The sequence below is a fragment of the Thermogutta hypogea genome (genome assembly GCF_055386265.1).
This window is the reverse complement of sequence record NZ_AP042425.1, coordinates 4,459,111-4,475,911: the sequence shown is the minus strand read 5'-3', so window position 1 is coordinate 4,475,911 and position 16,801 is coordinate 4,459,111. Positions and strand designations below refer to the sequence as shown.

The 16,801-nt window shown below is 62.3% G+C and carries 13 protein-coding genes and 1 tRNA gene; 4 read left to right on the top strand and 10 right to left on the bottom strand.

The annotated features are described in order from the left end of the window. Positions 1–26 precede the first annotated feature (26 nt). The gene (locus ACZ5B4_RS16075; RefSeq protein ID WP_464912246.1) at positions 27–2,186 is read right to left on the bottom strand and encodes a glycoside hydrolase family 2 protein; all 2,160 of its coding nucleotides are present in this window, start codon (positions 2,184–2,186) and stop codon (positions 27–29) included. A 246-nt stretch (positions 2,187–2,432) separates the two neighbouring features. Here ACZ5B4_RS16075 and ACZ5B4_RS16070 point away from each other — a divergent pair, with 246 nt between their 5' ends. After that, positions 2,433–3,476, top strand: a complete 1,044-nt coding sequence (locus ACZ5B4_RS16070) for a hypothetical protein (RefSeq protein ID WP_464912245.1) — start codon at positions 2,433–2,435, stop codon at positions 3,474–3,476. Positions 3,477–3,512: 36 nt separating this feature from the next. Here the strand turns inward: ACZ5B4_RS16070 and ACZ5B4_RS16065 are convergent, their stop codons facing one another. From ACZ5B4_RS16065 to ACZ5B4_RS16045, 5 genes are all read right to left on the bottom strand, one after another. After that, a complete protein-coding gene (locus ACZ5B4_RS16065; RefSeq protein WP_464912244.1) occupies positions 3,513–5,744 on the bottom strand; it encodes a BatA domain-containing protein in 2,232 nt (743 codons plus the stop codon). Next, positions 5,741–6,640: a DUF58 domain-containing protein gene (locus ACZ5B4_RS16060; RefSeq protein ID WP_464912243.1), complete on the bottom strand. Its 900-nt coding sequence runs from the start codon at positions 6,638–6,640 to the stop codon at positions 5,741–5,743. The genes ACZ5B4_RS16065 and ACZ5B4_RS16060 overlap by 4 nt, the downstream gene beginning before the upstream one ends. Beyond that, on the bottom strand, positions 6,637–8,883 hold the full coding sequence (locus ACZ5B4_RS16055; protein WP_464912242.1) for a glutamine amidotransferase: 2,247 nt from the start codon (positions 8,881–8,883) through the stop codon (positions 6,637–6,639). Before ACZ5B4_RS16055 ends, ACZ5B4_RS16060 begins: the two co-directional genes overlap by 4 nt. Positions 8,884–9,058: 175 nt before the next feature. Next, positions 9,059–9,760: a hypothetical protein gene (locus ACZ5B4_RS16050; RefSeq protein ID WP_464912241.1), complete on the bottom strand. Its 702-nt coding sequence runs from the start codon at positions 9,758–9,760 to the stop codon at positions 9,059–9,061. 418 nt (positions 9,761–10,178) lie between these two features. Then, entirely contained in the window at positions 10,179–10,787 is a 609-nt protein-coding gene (locus ACZ5B4_RS16045; protein WP_464912240.1) for a hypothetical protein, read from the bottom strand. A gap of 532 nt (positions 10,788–11,319) precedes the next feature. Here ACZ5B4_RS16045 and ribB point away from each other — a divergent pair. Further along, positions 11,320–12,534: a 3,4-dihydroxy-2-butanone-4-phosphate synthase gene (gene ribB / locus ACZ5B4_RS16040; protein ID WP_464912239.1), complete on the top strand. Its 1,215-nt coding sequence runs from the start codon at positions 11,320–11,322 to the stop codon at positions 12,532–12,534. A 299-nt stretch (positions 12,535–12,833) separates the two neighbouring features. On the opposite strand, the gene ACZ5B4_RS16035 is transcribed toward ribB, so the two are convergent. Then, positions 12,834–12,907: transfer RNA gene (locus ACZ5B4_RS16035), tRNA-His, on the bottom strand. A 343-nt stretch (positions 12,908–13,250) separates the two neighbouring features. Here ACZ5B4_RS16035 and ACZ5B4_RS16030 point away from each other — a divergent pair. Next, positions 13,251–13,766: a hypothetical protein gene (locus ACZ5B4_RS16030; protein ID WP_464912238.1), complete on the top strand. Its 516-nt coding sequence runs from the start codon at positions 13,251–13,253 to the stop codon at positions 13,764–13,766. Positions 13,767–13,824: 58 nt separating this feature from the next. Here ACZ5B4_RS16030 and ACZ5B4_RS16025 read toward each other — a convergent pair whose 3' ends face one another. The 3 genes from ACZ5B4_RS16025 to bcp form a co-directional block, all read right to left on the bottom strand. Then, positions 13,825–14,283 (bottom strand): hypothetical protein, encoded by a 459-nt coding sequence (locus ACZ5B4_RS16025; protein ID WP_464912237.1) that lies wholly within the window; start codon positions 14,281–14,283, stop codon positions 13,825–13,827. An 83-nt stretch (positions 14,284–14,366) separates the two neighbouring features. Beyond that, positions 14,367–15,128, bottom strand: a complete 762-nt coding sequence (locus tag ACZ5B4_RS16020; protein WP_464912236.1) for a hypothetical protein — start codon at positions 15,126–15,128, stop codon at positions 14,367–14,369. 100 nt (positions 15,129–15,228) lie between these two features. Then, positions 15,229–15,705 (bottom strand): thioredoxin-dependent thiol peroxidase, encoded by a 477-nt coding sequence (bcp, locus tag ACZ5B4_RS16015; protein WP_464914037.1) that lies wholly within the window; start codon positions 15,703–15,705, stop codon positions 15,229–15,231. Positions 15,706–16,158: 453 nt separating this feature from the next. Between bcp and ACZ5B4_RS16010 the strand changes: the two genes are divergently transcribed. After that, on the top strand, positions 16,159–16,572 hold the full coding sequence (locus ACZ5B4_RS16010) for a hypothetical protein (RefSeq protein WP_464912235.1): 414 nt from the start codon (positions 16,159–16,161) through the stop codon (positions 16,570–16,572). Positions 16,573–16,801 lie beyond the last annotated feature (229 nt).

Here is a 16,801-nt window from a genome sequence, read left to right as displayed (position 1 = left end):
CGTCTTTGCCGGGCGGGCGGTACCGCTTATTGCCCGCCGTCGGATACGGTGAACACGCGATAGCTGCGCGCGGGCGATTCTCCCTCGGCGACCAAGACGGCGCTAATTTCGTAAGTGCCGTGCGACCCGCAATCGGGGACGGTGCAGTTCACCCGTTCCGTGCCCCAAGCCGGAATGGAAACGTTGCGCCGCTCCTCGTGAATCACGCGGCCGTCGCGACTCCACTGTAGTCGCAGACTTGCGGAGACGGAACGCTCACGGTCGTTGATCACCACGATCCGCAGCGGGGCGGCGGGGGCCGCGGTCTCTTCCCAGAAATCGACCACCGCTAAGACCGGGGCGAATGCATCTCCCACAAACCGTTGGAAGTACGGATCCAAGATCAGTCGCTCCAAGTCGATGAAGTGATCGCTGGTTTGGCCGTCGGGACGGGAATAACCCAGGCCGCAGAAGTGCATCACTCCGGCCGTTTGCCGACGACTCCGCCAGAACTCCGTCATCATGGCCAAGTAACGGGCATACAAACGCCGCCGCTCTTCCGCCGTGTTGCGCTCGCCCAAAAAGCCCTCGTAATTCTTGCGCGAGAGCGTGCACGGACTGCCGTCTCGCGTCAACCACAGCCAGCCGTATTCGTTGATGATGATGGGATTGTCGCCTTCATTGGGGAGCGGGTTGCCGGATAACCCGCCCGGCACGTTCGGCTTGCCGGGCAGCTCGCCGAAGCGGCGGATGCGAAACTCGCTGGGGCGATCCTTACTGTAGAAAGGGTAGGGATGGCACTCGAACACATCGAGCGGATCCTGCGGCCGGCCCCAACCGTTGTCCCAGGGACGCCGAGATAGATCGAGGCCGCGAACACGGCGGATCGCTTCGCCCGTTTCTTCCGTGGTAGACTCGTTTTGGGCATCCCAAATGACGACGCTGGGATGATTCCAGCGATGACGCATCCACTCGGTGTATTGTTCGACCAGGGCGTCCGCCTTCAGTTCCGGAGGCCATTGTCCCAGGTACCAGATGGGAAACTCGTCCTGAATCAGAATCCCTTCTTCATCGGCGATGTCGTACCAAAAATCCGGCGGGAAACCGATGCAATATCGGGCGGAGTTCCAGTGCATCCGGCGAAACAATCGGTGTAGATTGCGGACCCAATCCCTCTGCCACGGAAGCCCGCCTCGAGCCGCGTCCTCGAAAAAGCGCAAAACGGTGACGTTGGTTCCCCGCAGCGGATAGGGCTTGCCGTTGAGCAATGCCATCTTCGTCCGGGGATCGAAGCGGAATTCACGCATGCCGAAACGGGTACGGTAGGTATCGCCGGCGGTGGAAACACGCAAACCGTAAAGGTACGGGTCTTCCGGGGACCAAAGCCGACAATCCGGAATGGCGAGGACCGCTTCGACGGACCTCTTTTCACCCTGCTCCAGCATTTGCGGAGGAAGGTCGATTTCGGCCAACGTCCGCCCCGAGCTTGCGTCCGTCACGGCGACGGCGAGAGGGGATTGTGCGGCCGGACCGCTATTGACCAGCTCGATGACGGCACGAACCTGCTTGGCCGTGACATCCGGCACGATTTGGACGTTCTCGACATAAGGGTTTCCCGACGACAACAATTCCACGGAATCGTAAATGCCGGGAATATAGCGGACTTTTTCGAAGTCCCAGCCGTCGGGAAGCCCCTTGGGTACGTTTTCGCGATGGGCGCCGACGCGGATAAGGAGTTCGTTTTTCGCCCACTCGCCACGGAGAAAACGCGTAATATCCACGACGTAGGGAGTAAAGCAACCGGCGTGGCTGCCGACTTCTTGCCCGTTGACGAATACCGCCGTAGTGAACATCGCCTTACGAATCCGCAAACGCACGACGGGAGGCACGGGACCGAGCGAGCCGAAGGTGCGGCGGTACCAGAAAAAGCGGCGGTGCTCCCCGCTCTTTTCGGTGCCGACCTCGGCAAAGGCCGGGCTTGCCATGTCCGCCAATCCCGGCACGGGGACCCGCGCGGTGAACTCGCGCGGCGGCGTTTCCTGCAAGCTCTCGGCGATTTCCCAGTCGCCGTCCAAACTGAGTTCTGAAGAGCGACTCGGGGTTGGTGCATCGGCCGAGACTTGCCGACTCTGGGCCCAGACGCACAGCGTCAGCCATGCCCAGCAAGTCAACCCAATGCCCCAGAGCCTGAGGGACGGTGCTCTCATGACGCTCGACTCCCGACGGGTGTTTGCATGAAGACCGTAAGCGTTACACTATGGACGAGCGTAGTCGTAGGTATGCCTAACGGCACAGTGCGGCGGGCGCCGCAAGGCTCGGACCGCGAACGCCGCCATCCTTGACCGCTGCGGCGGTTTTGTCAAGATGGGTGCTGTTGGGGAAGCGTTCTTCCACCCCCAACGCCTTTCCGGTACGCCACGCGAAGTCCGTTCTGAAAAAGGGAGGTCCGCGTTATGGGGTACGCCCGCCAAGCATGGATCGGAATCGCCGCATGGGCGGCGACGCTGGGGAGCATCGGCATGTCTCACAGTCGAGCCGCCGAACCCGCCCGGATTCAGGTGACCGAGGACGATCAGGCGATTCGCGTCGTTACGCCGCACCTGGAGTTGACCGTGAAAAAGGAGGGCTATGTCAGCGGCATCGCGGGAGGCTCCTTCGTGGACCGAGCCACCGGCCGTCGCGATTTGGGCTTCGGTCTGGACATCGCCGATTATCTCTTGGAGCCGGGATCGGATGCCGCCTACCGCGAACAACTGACGCCCGAACTGCGATACGATTTTGGCAACCCGTACCACGGTAATCGGGCCAAGCGGTTGGTGGAAGGGCCGCAAATCTGCACCCAAGCGAAGCGGCTTTCGCCGAAAGTGGTTCAGGGCGAGGATTTCGTGGCGATCGGTCAGAGCTTCACCTACCATTCGGCGGCGCCCGGCCGACAAACAGGATCGCGCTGGACCCAGTGGATCGTCGTCCCGGTCGATCGTCGTTATGTGTTCACCATGGACCGCATCGACTGCGTCAACGAAAGCCCGGCCCTCGCGCTGCGGATCGACATGCCGGGCCATATCCGGCATCAGGACGGCGACACCTTCGATCTCATCTATCTTTCGTATCGCGGGTTCTTCCCCTCCGGCCTATTCCGTCAAGATTTCCCACCGGACGAACGATACGACTACGTCCGCGGCCGCGATCCCCTGCCCGACCGTTTCATCCGCGCCTACCGTCCGGTTGATGCGTCGGGGCGTCCGGGACCGTGGTTGGCGGGCATGACGCTGGATCCGGCCGTCGTCTCCGAGGCCTGGTGCCACCAGCGGGGCTACGTGTGCATGATCGAAGAGATCGGCGGCCGGAAGACGGCCCCCGGCGATTCCTTCAGCGCCGCTTTCATCGTGGGCTGGTTCGACAACGTCGGGCAAATGCTTCAGGTCTACGACACTTATTACGGCGCGCAGGCGATCGAAGTGGACGAGGCCGCCCGGACCTGGCGACTGCTCCCCTGACCTGCGGCCGCGTCAACGCACGCACGGCGGCAAGCTTCAGATGGGCGACAATCGTCGTATCGGACGATAGGCCGTCAGCACTTTGGGCGTCTCCTCTTTGGGGCTGAACCAATTGGAGACGAACGTCTCGAAGATCAGCCCGATCAGCACGGCGGCCAAAAACCACTCCGAGAGGCTGCGTCCTTGCCGCAACAAGGCGAAGGTGCCGCTGAGGTCTTCGGGGTTTTCGGCGAAGATCACCGGCGTTCCTCCCAGCAGTTTTTCCAAGTCCTCGCGCGCGATCGCCGCGGGATCGGCTTCATCGGCGCAACAGTTCACGGCAAAGGCCGTTTGGCCGGGTCGGACGGACTCCAACAGGCGAAACAGATAAATGCCGACCTGATGTGTGTCGTCGTAGCGGAACTCTTTCGCGCCGCCCGTCTTTTCGCTCACCTGAATGCGGCTGAGCGCCCCGCTCGGCGGCAAGACTTCGACGGCGGTCGGCGGGATTCTCCCCTCGAACGGCAGGACGATGGTGCCGCCCGCATCCGCCGTATAACGCGCCGGTTCACCGCCCGCCAAATGGAACGTCAGCCGGGCCACCAGCGGGACGAAAATCGGGCGCAAGGGGAGATTGGTCCAATCCACGTGAACGTTGGTGGCCAGGAAGAGCGTGCTCCCTTCGCCCACGCGCCGCTCCAGCAGCCAAGGATCACCGTCGCCGTCGAACCGGCCGATGACCGCGACGTCGGGAGCGTCCGCCGTATCCGCTCGGACATACTTGTAGGCCAGTACGGAGCGGTACAACGACGGCGGCTCCACCAGGTGCATCACGGCGGGATGTTGCTTGTCCAGCGACGCCACGTACCAGCTATCCCGTTCCTGGGAAGGATCGGGAGCGACGATTCCCGACAACGGGGCAGGCAGCAAACGCCCGCCCGTCGCCGCGTTCATCGCGTTGTAGGCCTCCACGTCCACCGCAGGCCCGGCGATCCAAACCAGGTGACCGCCGTGCTCGACGTAATCGGCCAGCTTTTCCGCAACCGCGGCATCAAGGGCCGGCACATTGACCAGGTAGATGACGCGGTAATTCGACGCCGGTTCCGTCGGCAAATCGGCTGCCGAGAGGACCGTCGTCTTGATCGCCCAGTCCTCTTCGTCCAAGGGTTGGAGGGCGCGCTCCAAATAGAAGGAATCGTTCAAATACGCGATCTCGTGCCTTTCCCCGCATACGACGGCCACGGGGACGCCGGCTCCCACCTCGATCGTGAAGAAACGTCGATCATCTCGGGGATTGCCGTCTTCGCCGGCCAGTCGCACCTCTCCTTGATGCAGACCGCCGCGGGGGACCGTGAAAACGATCTCCACCGTGACGGCCGTCTCGGGAGCGATGTTCAGCTCCGGACTGGAGCCGATTTTGCTTCCGTCCAAGTACAGTTCCAGCAAGCGTTGTTGGGCCACGGGAGAAGCATTGAAGACCTCGGTCACCGCCTTCATGGGAATCCCCGCCACGGGAATCACGGTTTGGATTTCCACACGGCGCACCGCCACGTTGGGTTTGGGCGTGCGGTGGCAATCGACGATGATGACCGGAATCTCGCGTTCCTTGCGAGCGGTTTCGGAATCCGCACCGGCGGTGTCGGACGTTTCATCCGCTTGCTTCCAACCCTCCCAGGCGGCGGCCTGATTGTCCGTGATGATGAAAATCTGACGGTTGGCGGCGGTGGCCGCGGCAAGCTGCCTCCGGGCCTCGTGCACCAGCATGCCCACGTCGCCGCGCTCGTAGGTGGCGCCGACTTGGCTGATTTGCGCCAAGAGCTGCCGCACTTTATCGTGGCCGCGGTCGAAGGTTCCAAGCTCGGGATAGCGGATTCCCGAGGTGGTCCACAAGGCGACTTGATCGCCGTCGCCCAATTCATCCAGGACCTGCTCGGCGGCGCGCACCGCCCACTCGAATCGGGGCCGGCCCTCGTCGATGGTCGCCATGCTCGCCGAGTTATCGAGGATGACGGCGACGGCCGCATCCGCCCCGCCGAAAAAGTTCCGCAGCTTGCTCACCGTCGGCCGTGCCAATCCCACGGCGATCAAAATCAGCACCGCCATCCGCAGCAGCATCAACAGGATGTCGTGAAGCTGCCGGCGGCGACGCGTCTTTTGCACGCTGATGCGGAGAAACCGCAGCGTGCTAAACGGTAATTGCTTGGCCCGGCGGCGGTTGATCATGTGCAGGATCGGCGGGATGACCGCCGCCAACGCCGCCAGGAGGAATGCCGCTGAGCCGAACGTCATAACTGATTACGCTTCGTCAAATATCGGGAGAGCATGAAGTCGTAGGGTACCGAGGTATCGGTCATCACGTAGTCGATCCCGCTCTCGGTGCAGGCCATGCGGAATTGCGACAGAAACTGCGCCAGCAACCGTTTGTATTCGTCGCGGACGTAGTGCGGGTCCACCTCCAGACGCTCGCCGGTCTCCAGATCCTCGAAGACGGTCAGATCATCGAAGGGGAACTCGACCTCCGCCCGATCCAGCACATGGAACACGATGACCTCGTGTTTGCGGTGGCGAAAGTGGTGCAACGCCCGGATGATCGGATCGACCTCGTCGTAAAGGTCGCTGATGAGGACGATCAGGCAACGCTTCTTGAAGCGATTGGCCAGCTTGTGCAGGACATCTGCAAGCCGTGTGACTTTGCCGGGTCGCAAGGCCTCCAATTGCCGCATCATCTCGTTGAAGTGCCTGGGGGAGCTGCGCGGCGGCATATCCAAGCGAACCGCGTCGTCGAAGACCGTCAGCCCCACCGAATCCTGTTGCCGCGTCATCAGATAGGCGAGAACGGCGGTCAAATAACAGCCGTACTCCAGCTTGCTGATCTTTCCGTCCCGGCGGTAGCTCATGGACCCGCTGGCATCCAGCAGGACCTGAACCCGCATATTCGTCTCTTCCTCGTATTGCTTGATGTACAGCCGCTCGGTCCGCGCGAGCATCTTGTAGTCCAAGTGGCGAGGATCGTCGCCCGCCGTGTACTCGCGATGCTCGGCGAATTCCACGCTGAACCCCTTGTAGGGGCTGGCGTGCCGCCCGCTGATGAAGCCCTCCACCACACCCCGGGCGACGACCTGGAGGTTCTTGACCCGCGCCAGGGCCGAGGGTTCGACGTAGCGATAGCTGCTCTTTCCGGTCATCGCATTTGAAACCTTCGGCGGAGGAACCACTCGACCGTCACGGCGACGGCGAACAAAAACCAAAACAACAGCGGCGAGAAGAGCGGTTGCTCCAAGTAGATTCGCTTCTTGCGCTCCGCCCGATTCAATTGCTCGATGAGGCTGTCGGCGGCGCTGATGTGCAGGTATCGCCCGCCGGTATCCGCCGCGATCCCGCTTAGGGTTTGCTCGTCGAGGTCGAGCCTTTCGAATTCCAAATACGGCCGGCCCACTTCGATCACGAGTTTTTCCGCGGCCAGTTTTTGCCCCTCCAGTTCGGCCGATACCTCGATTTCCAGCGTCCCGTTGAGGGTGGGTTCGTAGGAGGCGCCGTAGTGGCCGCCCGGTCCGGGAAGGCTCGTCAGCGTCACCCGTTCGGCGGCTCCCGACTTCGCCCGAATCACGGCCTCCACCTTGGCCTTGTCCGTGCCTTCGCCGCGTGAATCGCGCACCACGGCGGCCAATTGCACGACTTCGTCGGGCTCGTAATAGGCCTTGTCGGTGTTGGCCGTGACGCCCGCCTTGGCCTCGACATCCTGCTCCCGTCCCGCCGCCCAACGCACCAGTTGTCCCCACAGTTGCAGGAACGGCGACTGCTGATCCAGAACCCGCGGCCCCTGTTGCCATTTGCGGGTGGTATCGACGGGAAAGACGACGCTGCGACCGCGATCGACGGGCATCACGGCCAGGACGGGCATGCGGTCGGCGGTGACGGGGCAGATCGCCAAGACGGAGGCGCCCGGCCGGGCGGCGAGAACCTTCGTGCAGCCGTCCAGTTCCGGCAAGCCGACGATCTTCGGGCCGCCCGTCGCCGTCGGAAAAAACTCCGTGATGTTGGCGAAGATCGGGTGCTGCCGCCCTTCCGCGGTGAGTTCCGGGAGAAACGGATCGGTGATTTGGCCGATGTCGCGATCTCCCAAATCAACGGGCAAAACGGCGGCCAAGGGCGTCGCCGCATATCCGCCCGGTCCCAACGCACGATAGCCGCCCAGCATGATCAGGCCCGCCCCGCCGCGGACCCGATCCAGGATCGCCTCCTGCTGGGCCGCCGTGAGATAGCTGCTATCCAAATCCCCGATGATGAACACGTCGAACTGCGCCAGTGATTCGGCATCCGAGGGTATCCCCGCGAACTCCAAGCCCTCGATATTGGTTCGCTTGACGAAGACGTTGCGCCGCGTTTGCACCATGGCGTAGAACTCGAGGTCCGGGTCCTTGGACAAGAACCGGTCGACCAAAGCTCCGTATTCCGCGCGGAGCGTGCCTTCCAAATAGAGAATGCGGATGCCCGGCTGAACGACGATGGCGGGGGCGGAGCGAACGTTGTTCTCCTTGATCTTTTCCTCGCCGACGGGTGGAATTCGGACCGTGTACACGTGCCGTCCCTTGACGGTCGGTCGAAACTCGAACGTCAGGTCTTGCGGCCCCGGCTGATCGTCGAGCACCAATTCCTGGGAGGCGACCGGCTGATCATCCTCGTACAGCGTGACGGTGACTACGCGGCCGGCCAAGCCGACGGCTTCCACGGAGGCCTTGACCCTGCCCAGATTGTTGACGAGGAACCGTTCGGGACAATCGAGCGCCGTAACTTGGATATCGCGATAGGATGCGCTGCTGCGAAGGCCCGCGCCGACCCCCACCGCGAATACCCGAGTCTCCATCTTGGAAGATACCTCCCGCGGACTTCGTGCCGCGTTATGGACGCCGTCCGAAAACAGAAAGATCGCATCCAACTCGGACTTGGGGGCGGCCTTGACGGCGGCCACCAAGGCACGCGACAGCGATGTCGCCTGACCTTCCGGCCGATATTTGCCGATCTCCGCGATCGAGGCGACGGGAAACGCCCGTTCCGCGAACGGTATCATCAGCAGGTCGAAATCGTTCCGCAGCTTCTCGCTCCAATCCAGGATTCGGCTCCGGGCCTGTTCAAAGCGCGTCACCCCGCTGTTGTCGTCGGCGATGTTCATCGACGCCGAGCAATCCAACAGAAAGACGAGGGAAGGTCGTTGGGTCTTATCACGATAGAAGTGCACCACCGGACGGAACAAAAGCAGCACCACCAAGACCACGGCGATCAGCCGGAGAACCAGGAGCGTCCGCCATCGGCCGGGACCGAGCTGGCCAAACTTGAGGTAATAGAAAACCGTCACCAGTGCCGCCGAGACGAGCAGGACCAGCAGCATGGTGAGCGGGCTTGCGCCTCGAGCTAGGGAGATTTCCGCCACGAGTCTCTTGTCGCCTCTTCTTCACGATGACTCATGGAAAACCGACGCATGGAAAACCGCGATCGTCTGTTCCGATTGAACGAAAGCCGCCCACGACCACCGCTGATGCGATCCCGGCCGTCCTCGTCCGTGAACGAGTCGCCGACATCCGTGCCGACAGCCGTCGGGTTCTCGGCTACTTCTTGGGCGACGGGACGTAGGGTCGGGCCGCGGCCATCTTTTTCCCCTCCGCCAAGGCCTCCTCGCCCAGTTTGATCCGTCGAACGTACACCAGCGATTTCAGGTCTTCGCCCACGTCGCCTTTTTCCCGCTTGTGCAGCAAAAACCGCAGCGGCTCCGTATAGGGGCGATTGCCGCCGGCCGAGCGCGAGTCGCCGCCCGTATCCGGCTCCACATAGATGACCTCCGCCAAAGGGCCTTCAATCTTTCGGCCGTCGCTGAGCGTCACGGTATGGGAATATTCCCGGGCCGGGTAGCTCCTACCTGTGTATTCCTTCTCGTCCTTGGCCAATTCGCGAAATCGCCACTCTTTTTCCATCCATTCCTTGAGCACCGTGCATTCGATTTCCTGGATGCGATTCAGGGGAATCTCGCGCTGTCGTTTCAGCTCCGCATCATAGACCTTGACCCGTTTGTCACGAGTCATGAAGATCTTTCCCGCCACGACCTGCCCGTTGGACAGTTCGATGTATCCCGGCACCGCGTCCTCTCGCGTTTGCACGGCCGGTCCGAACGGATTGAGGGCGGGCGGCTCTTCCGCGGCTTGCCCGGAGGCACCCCACATCGTCGCCGCCAGCGCGACCGCCGACAACAAGCTCCGTCGCAACGTGCGGGCGGCACCCAATGACAAGAAGACTTTGGAGACGGCCGGACTCATGGAGCGGCTCCTGTTCACCTTAAGCACGACTTCGGCGGGACGGAACGACCCCGGAACCCGCCGAAAGACGTCGCATCCCTTACCACCCAATATAACTCCCTGCGGCGGTGGGGTGAAATTCCGTAACGCTCGAAAGTCACCCGATTCCGGCAAGGAACCGCGGCCCTGCTTTGGGAGAGAGGAATGCCGCCCGAGCACTAAGGGCGGACAACCGTCCGTAAGAACCCGTGAACTTACTCGGCCACGGAGCTTTTGCCTGCAAAAGTCTGAGAATGCCGGGCGTCAACCGCCGGCGCGGCAAAACATCAGGCCTTTGAGCCGAGGAACAGCCACCGATGGACAGTCGCCGGGCAAACCGAACACGTGAGACGGCTCGATTGGTTGGCGGCGGAACGACGGCCGGAATCGGCTCCGGCGATCACTGACGCGGCGAGGCCGCGAGGCGGGCTTTGGGGGCCTCGTTCGGCTGCCGCCCGGCAGGTTGGAGATCGCCGCCGTACGCGCGTCCCCTTGCAGCCGCCATGGCCTTGGGACCGGATTCCACACTCGGGGGAGTGATTCGAACTTCCCCTTGCGATGCCGACTGCCGGCAATGCGGACAGGCTGCCGAGTCGGGAACAACCTCAACGGCGCCGGGGAAGTCGGAGGGGACGGACCGGGAGTGCAGCACTCCGCCGCCGGTCCAGTTACCGTAGTCATCGCAAGCCTCACACCGTGCCGGTTCTCCGCCCCAATCTCCCCAGTAGCGCGGCCCACAATCCCCACAAGACGGCCCGATACCGAGGACCCGAAACACCCCGGTCAGCAGTCCCGGCCGCTCCACAACGACCCCATCCGGGCACCCGCGGCAACCGCCGGTTCCGCAACTCCCGGTCGTGCACACCCCGGCGCCGCCGAAGGGGACTTCTCCGCAGTAACGGCCGGGCACCGCGCAGCAGCCGGCGTGGAAAACGAATAGCAGGCCGACGCAGGCCGTGAGCATTGGCCGGGTACCGAATATGGCCAAGAGATGGGGCTGAAACTTCATAGCCGTCCCTCTTCCGCTGGGCGCGACCCCCGCTTGCGCGCGGAGATCAAGGTAAAACATGTCGATTCCGTGCGATCTCCAGACTCTCGTAAAAAAACTATCGGCTGTTTCATCGATAAAATCGGAATATTTTCGCCATTCTCATCCATCTCCGGCGATCCAGCGGACGCCCCCGGCGGATTGCCGCCCGGAAATCGCATCGCCGGCCTCGATTCGACGACTAAACCGCGACACAGTGCCCGACGCCTTCCGCATCGCCTCGCGTGGCAAGCGGAATGACGCGGGCCGAACCGCAGGGGCATCGCAAACTAAAGAACCGCAGGGGAATTGCAACGTAAAGATAGGAGACGGAATCGTTTACGACAGGAAACCGCTCTGCGACGATAGGCCCTTCGAAATGCCGGCGTCAAGGCTGCAATCCAACCCATTCGGGCAGTTTGCGCCGACTTGTCGTTTCGACTACAATAATGAAGAGCCGGGACGGTCCTCTGCCGGAAAGCCGGGGACGCAGGCGCGGAAACCGAGGTCCGGTATGGGCGATGAATTCTCCACAATCGAAGCGGCTATCGACGCGATTCGACGCGGCGAGGTCGTGATTGTCCTCGACGACGAGAATCGCGAAAACGAGGGAGATTTCATCTGCGCGGCCGAAAAAACCACGCCCGAAATCGTCAATTTCATGATCAGCGTGGGCCGAGGCCTGCTTTGTGCGGCAGTCTTGCCGGAGGCCGCAGAGCGGCTTGACCTGCCCATGATGGTCCACAACAACACCTCCCCGCTGGGGACGGCGTTCACGGTTCCCGTCGACCATCGGACGTCCAAGACGGGCATCACGGCCGGGGAACGGGCGCGTACCATTCAGGCCTTGGTGGATCCGGATTGCAAGCCAGGGGATTTGGTGCGGCCCGGCCACGTTTATCCGCTGGTAGCCAAAGAGGGCGGAGTTCTCCGTCGGGCAGGTCACACCGAAGCGGCCGTCGATCTGACCCGCCTGGCCGGTTTGAAACCCGCCGGCACGCTGTGCGAAATCCTCAACGCGTCCGGCGATCGCGCCACCGCGGCCGAATTGATCGAGCTGGCCCGAAAGTATCATCTTGAAATCATCACCGTCGCCGATCTGATTCGCTACCGCCGTCGGCGTGAGAAACTCGTGTACCGCCTCGCGGAGGCTCAGCTCCCGACTCGATACGGCCAAGGCCGCATCATCGTGTACGGCGTCAAGTACGAATCCCAGGAACCAATCGCGATCGTGCTGGGAGAGCCGCCGTCGCAAGGCGTGCCGTTGGTCCGGCTGCACTCCTCGTGCTTCACCGGCGATTTGATCGCTTCGTTACGTTGCGATTGCGGAGACCAATTGCATTTGGCGATGGAGGCCATGGCCCGGGAAGGCGGAGGCATCCTCGTCTATCTGCCGCAGGAGGGGAGGGGGATCGGCCTGGCGGAAAAAATCAAAGCCTACCACCTGCAAGACCAAGGGATGGATACCGTCGAGGCCAATCTGGCGCTGGGCCATCAGGCCGACAGCCGTGATTACGGGATCGGTATCCAGATTCTCAAGGACTTGGGACTGAATCGCGTCCGGCTGCTGACCAACAACCCCAAAAAGACGGACGCCTTCATCTACGGCGGGTACGATTTGGAGGTCGTCGATCAGGTGCCGATCCTGGCACCCGTCAACGAGTTCAACGCCCGGTACCTAGCGACCAAGCGCGAAAAGATGGGCCACCTCTTGCCCGATCGCTTCTAAGCCGCATCTTCGGCCGAATCATGTGCCGGCTCGCCCCGCGGATCCGCGCGTGGTGTAACACTTGGCCGCCGGCGTCCAAGAAAAACGACCGGCGGAGATGTTCCCACCGTGTGAACTTGATGAACTTGGGTAAGGGGCGAACCACAATCCGCCGCTCCCCCCAACGGTCGGCGGAATCCCCGCTCCTGACGAGCGTTTACCGTGATAGCGGCCGGACGACTCCCTCCCCCAAGGAGTCCGCAGAAGGGAATCGCAACGACGACAAGCAACGCCGGCCGCAAAAGGATGGATTGACCAAGGGTGGCTGAGGGGACTCGAACCCCCAACACCCAGATCCACAGTCTGGTGCTCTAACCGATTGAGCTACAGCCACCGCGAGTAAAATGCGCGCCTCTTGGGCCGCCACGCGCTCGGAGAGGAAGCGGAGAACCACCCGATCCGCCTTCCTCCGACGAAACGAGGGACGACGCGAGGCGTCACCAAGCCTTCAGTCTAATGGCGGCCTTCGCCCGGGTCAATGACGGCCCAAGCCGCCCATCCGCAGGGCAAGAGTTCCAATTGTCCAACGCAGCTTGACACACTATGATCAAGTTGGATTTGTGGCGCTCCGCGTCGTCTTAATCGTGGAGGACAATAGCAGGCTTATCGGGGACGTCCAACGCTCCGGTACGGCCGGCAACCCTCCTTACTAAACATACTCTCGGCGGTTTTTCGCCATGGCCTTGCTTATGACCCTGAATGCCGACGATTTTTCAGAAAAGGTATCCGTCGCGCCCGGCCGGCCCGTCAAAACGATCTGGCCGACCATTTCTCTCTGGTCCGCCGGGGCTGCGCTGACTAGGTTGTGGAACCAGGCCCTCTCCGCCAATCGCTTCGTGACGATCGCGATTGGGGCGGCGCTGGCGGTCCCCGCCGCGGTGTTCTATCTCTGGCGCGTTCGTCCTTGGGCCTGCACGTACTATCGGCTGGCCGAAAACGGCGCTGCCGTGCTGCGAGGAATTCCCGGCCGACTGGCGCAGTTCGTGCCGTGGCAAGAGATCACCGGAATTGAAGTCCGGCTGCTGCCGGGGCAAGAGCGGTCCGCAGTGGGGGACATCCTTTTCTTTCGCGGGGGAGACGAGGTCCTGCGTTTTTCGGCCGTGCCGTTTGCGCCTGCCGTTGCCGAACAGGCCAAGCGAGTGCTGAACGCCCACCGAGCGTTTCAAGAGATCCTTGCTCGTCGCGCGTCCTAGTGCGTGCTAAAAGGTTCAGCGGCCCTCGATCGTTCGGCGGCGCGAATCGCTTGCGGAGTCAGCCGGCTTCTTCGACGGGCGAGGGACTTCGTACCCGGCGCACCAGCCGAGCCATTTCGCCGGATTCTACGGCGGCCAAAAAGGCGGGCACGTCCGGGTAAATCGCATGGCTGAGGAATTTGACGGCCCAATTGTGCCGCATGGGACTGATGCTGATGACGGCCGCCCCGTGCTGATGGGCCTCCCACATCTCGATCGCCGTACCCATCGAGGCCTGCGGCAAGTAAGCCACCAGCACATCCACCTCCCGACACATGCGGTTGTGATGGAAAAAGACGTCTCGGCCGGTCTTCGGCTCGTAATCGAGCGAATTGCGATGGTCCGCCAAGGGGTCGTAGATCTCCGCTTCGGGGAACGCCCGGGCCAACGCTCGGCGCAGCAACTGCCGATAGTCTTGGTCGTGCAACCCTTTTTCGGTCAATGAGCCTTGCATGATCCCGGCAAGAAAGACCTTCATCGCGGGCGAAGTCCTCGATTCGCGGGAGGGAGTATGGAACCAGCCTGCATGCAACTCGGGCGATTCGTCGGCCTTGCGGTCGTTCAGTGCATCTCTTGGATCATCTTTCGGAAGGCGTCGGCGTTCGCCGAAACGGTGTTCGCGGGGCCGTAAAACTTGATGAAATACGGCATGCCGCCGTCCGGCGCGGCAATGATGGCCCCCAACATGCGATAGTTCTCACGAGGGACCGCATTCCCCATCATCGGCCCGCTCGATTCGTTGTATGTCCCCGTAATGTCCACGAGGTGCACCTCCGCCCCGGCGACCTGAAGGGTTTCGATCTTGGCCCGCTCTCGGTTATCGGAGCCGTCGGGCTGGGTGAATTGGCTGAGCCACCGATCGATGTTGGCATCGACCGAGCCCCCGGCTGCCATGAACGTCGCGCGGCCGTCGCGTGGGTCGCCTTCGACGGCAGGCACGGTGAATTCATACTCGATCATATTGATAGCCGGTCGCCGCGGCTGCCACCCTTCGGGCAGGGTGACGTGATACTTACCGGCCAGCACCAACTCGCCGCCCGCCGGCAACGCCGCCGAGGCGTTTTCGCTGCCGGACGCGGCCGACGCCGTCTCACCGCCGCCGGTTCCGGGGGAGGGCGCGGCCGACTCCGCGGAGTCCGTCGGTCGGATGACGACGGTTTCCGCTTCCCCGGCCGCATCCGACGGCACCGGCTGCTTAGCGCACCCGGCGAAGAAAAACGCCCCCATCGCGCCCGCCGCAAACAAGGCCCCCGACCAAGAACACGGCATCGGCCCCGGTTGAGCCGGCAATTCCGATCCGCCTCCGGACAATCGCAACTTCATCGCAATGTTTCCTCGCATCTCTCGCTAGTTCCCAACCGCCCGCAAATGGTGAAGAGCCGAGCGGCACAAGACGGCGCTACCGGTCGACACGCGAGTCGATTCACGTCGCGATCTCGCGGAGAGCGGCCAAGACTTGCTGATCGTGCCCATCCACTTGCACGCTCTTCCACACCTTGCGAATCTTACCTTCCGCGTCGATGAGGAACGTCGATCGCTGAATCCCGAAGGACTTCTTGCCGAACCGCACCTTTTCGCGCCAGGCGCCGTACTTCTCGGCGACCTTGTGATCGGTGTCGGCGAGCAAGGGAAAATTGAGCTGATACTTGTCCCGGAACTTGGCGTGACTGTCGACGTCGTCGGCGCTGATCCCTAAGACCACGGCTCCCAAGGCCTGCATTTCGGACTGCAAATCACGAAAGGCGCAGGCCTCTTTGGTGCAGCCCGGCGTGTCGTCCTTGGGATAAAAATACAGCACGACCGGTTTGCCGCGGAACTCGCTGAGCTTGACTTTCTTCCCCGAGTCCGCCGGCAACGTGAAATCCGGGGCCTTCGCCCCTGCTTCCAACCAATCAGCCATCATCGTTCCCCTTCGATTTCTGTGGATAGCCCCCACTTTGAACCGCCGAAATCGTAGCTGTTTCCCGCCGGCGGCGTGTCTAATCGGAGAAAGGTAGTCGTTGGATGCTTCGGCGGCGACTGCAACCGCCCGAACCGCCGCCCAGCCGAACCGCTTTGGGCCCGCCGGCCAAACGGGGCAAACCGTTTGTCATTCTATGAGCCCACGCCGGAAAGGCTAGTGCGGCTCCGCGGTGGGGCCCGTTCGTTGACTTTTCTCTGAGCCGAGGCTTAACTATTATTACGACTACATTCACGGTCGGCCGCACGGCGCATGGACGTCGCCAAGACGGCCGCCCTCCGGTCCTCTGCTTTCGAGAAGGCCTGCCGACGCACGATTCCGGAAGCCTTGGCAGTTGTACGAGGGTGAATTGTTGGCAATCCCGTGTTTATCGAAGCTCCAGGAGTTCCCACCATGCGAACGAAGTGGCCGGTTTTTGTCGCCTCAGCGGTCATCGCGGCAGTCCTTTGCTGGGGAATGAACGCGGCGTGGGCCGTCATTCAATTCCGCAACGAATTCGTCGCTCGCTACGTGAAGAAAGACAGCAAAGAGCCTAAGGATCAGGCCTTTGCCCAGCTCGTGGAAGAGGCCAAATGCAACATCTGCCACGTGGGCACGGATCGAAAACAGCGAAACGCTTACGGCGACGCCTTGGATCGCTTGCTGGACCGTACGAAGGATGCGAGAGACAAAGAAAAGATCCAAGCGGCGTTGGCGGAGGTCGAATCCGTGAAGGTCGATCCCAAGGATCCCAAATCTCCCACTTTCGGCGACCGGATCAAGGCGGGCGAGTTGCCGGTACCTGTTCCGAAGGAAGAGAAGAAATAGTCGTTTCGCGGCTCCTTCCTCGCTAACGGCCGCTCGGATTTGGCGGTTCGCCGCAAGGACGGCCGACGGGAAGGGCGCCGGCGCGAATCACAACGTCTCTTGTATCACGGGCTGGGGTAGGGATTCGGCTTGATCGGATGATCGGAGAGCCGGGGTCCCGACGCGATTCCGGCGGCCTTGAGCACGGGGATTTCCCAAGCGCGGCGTGTTCGGGCCGGCCCATCGGCGG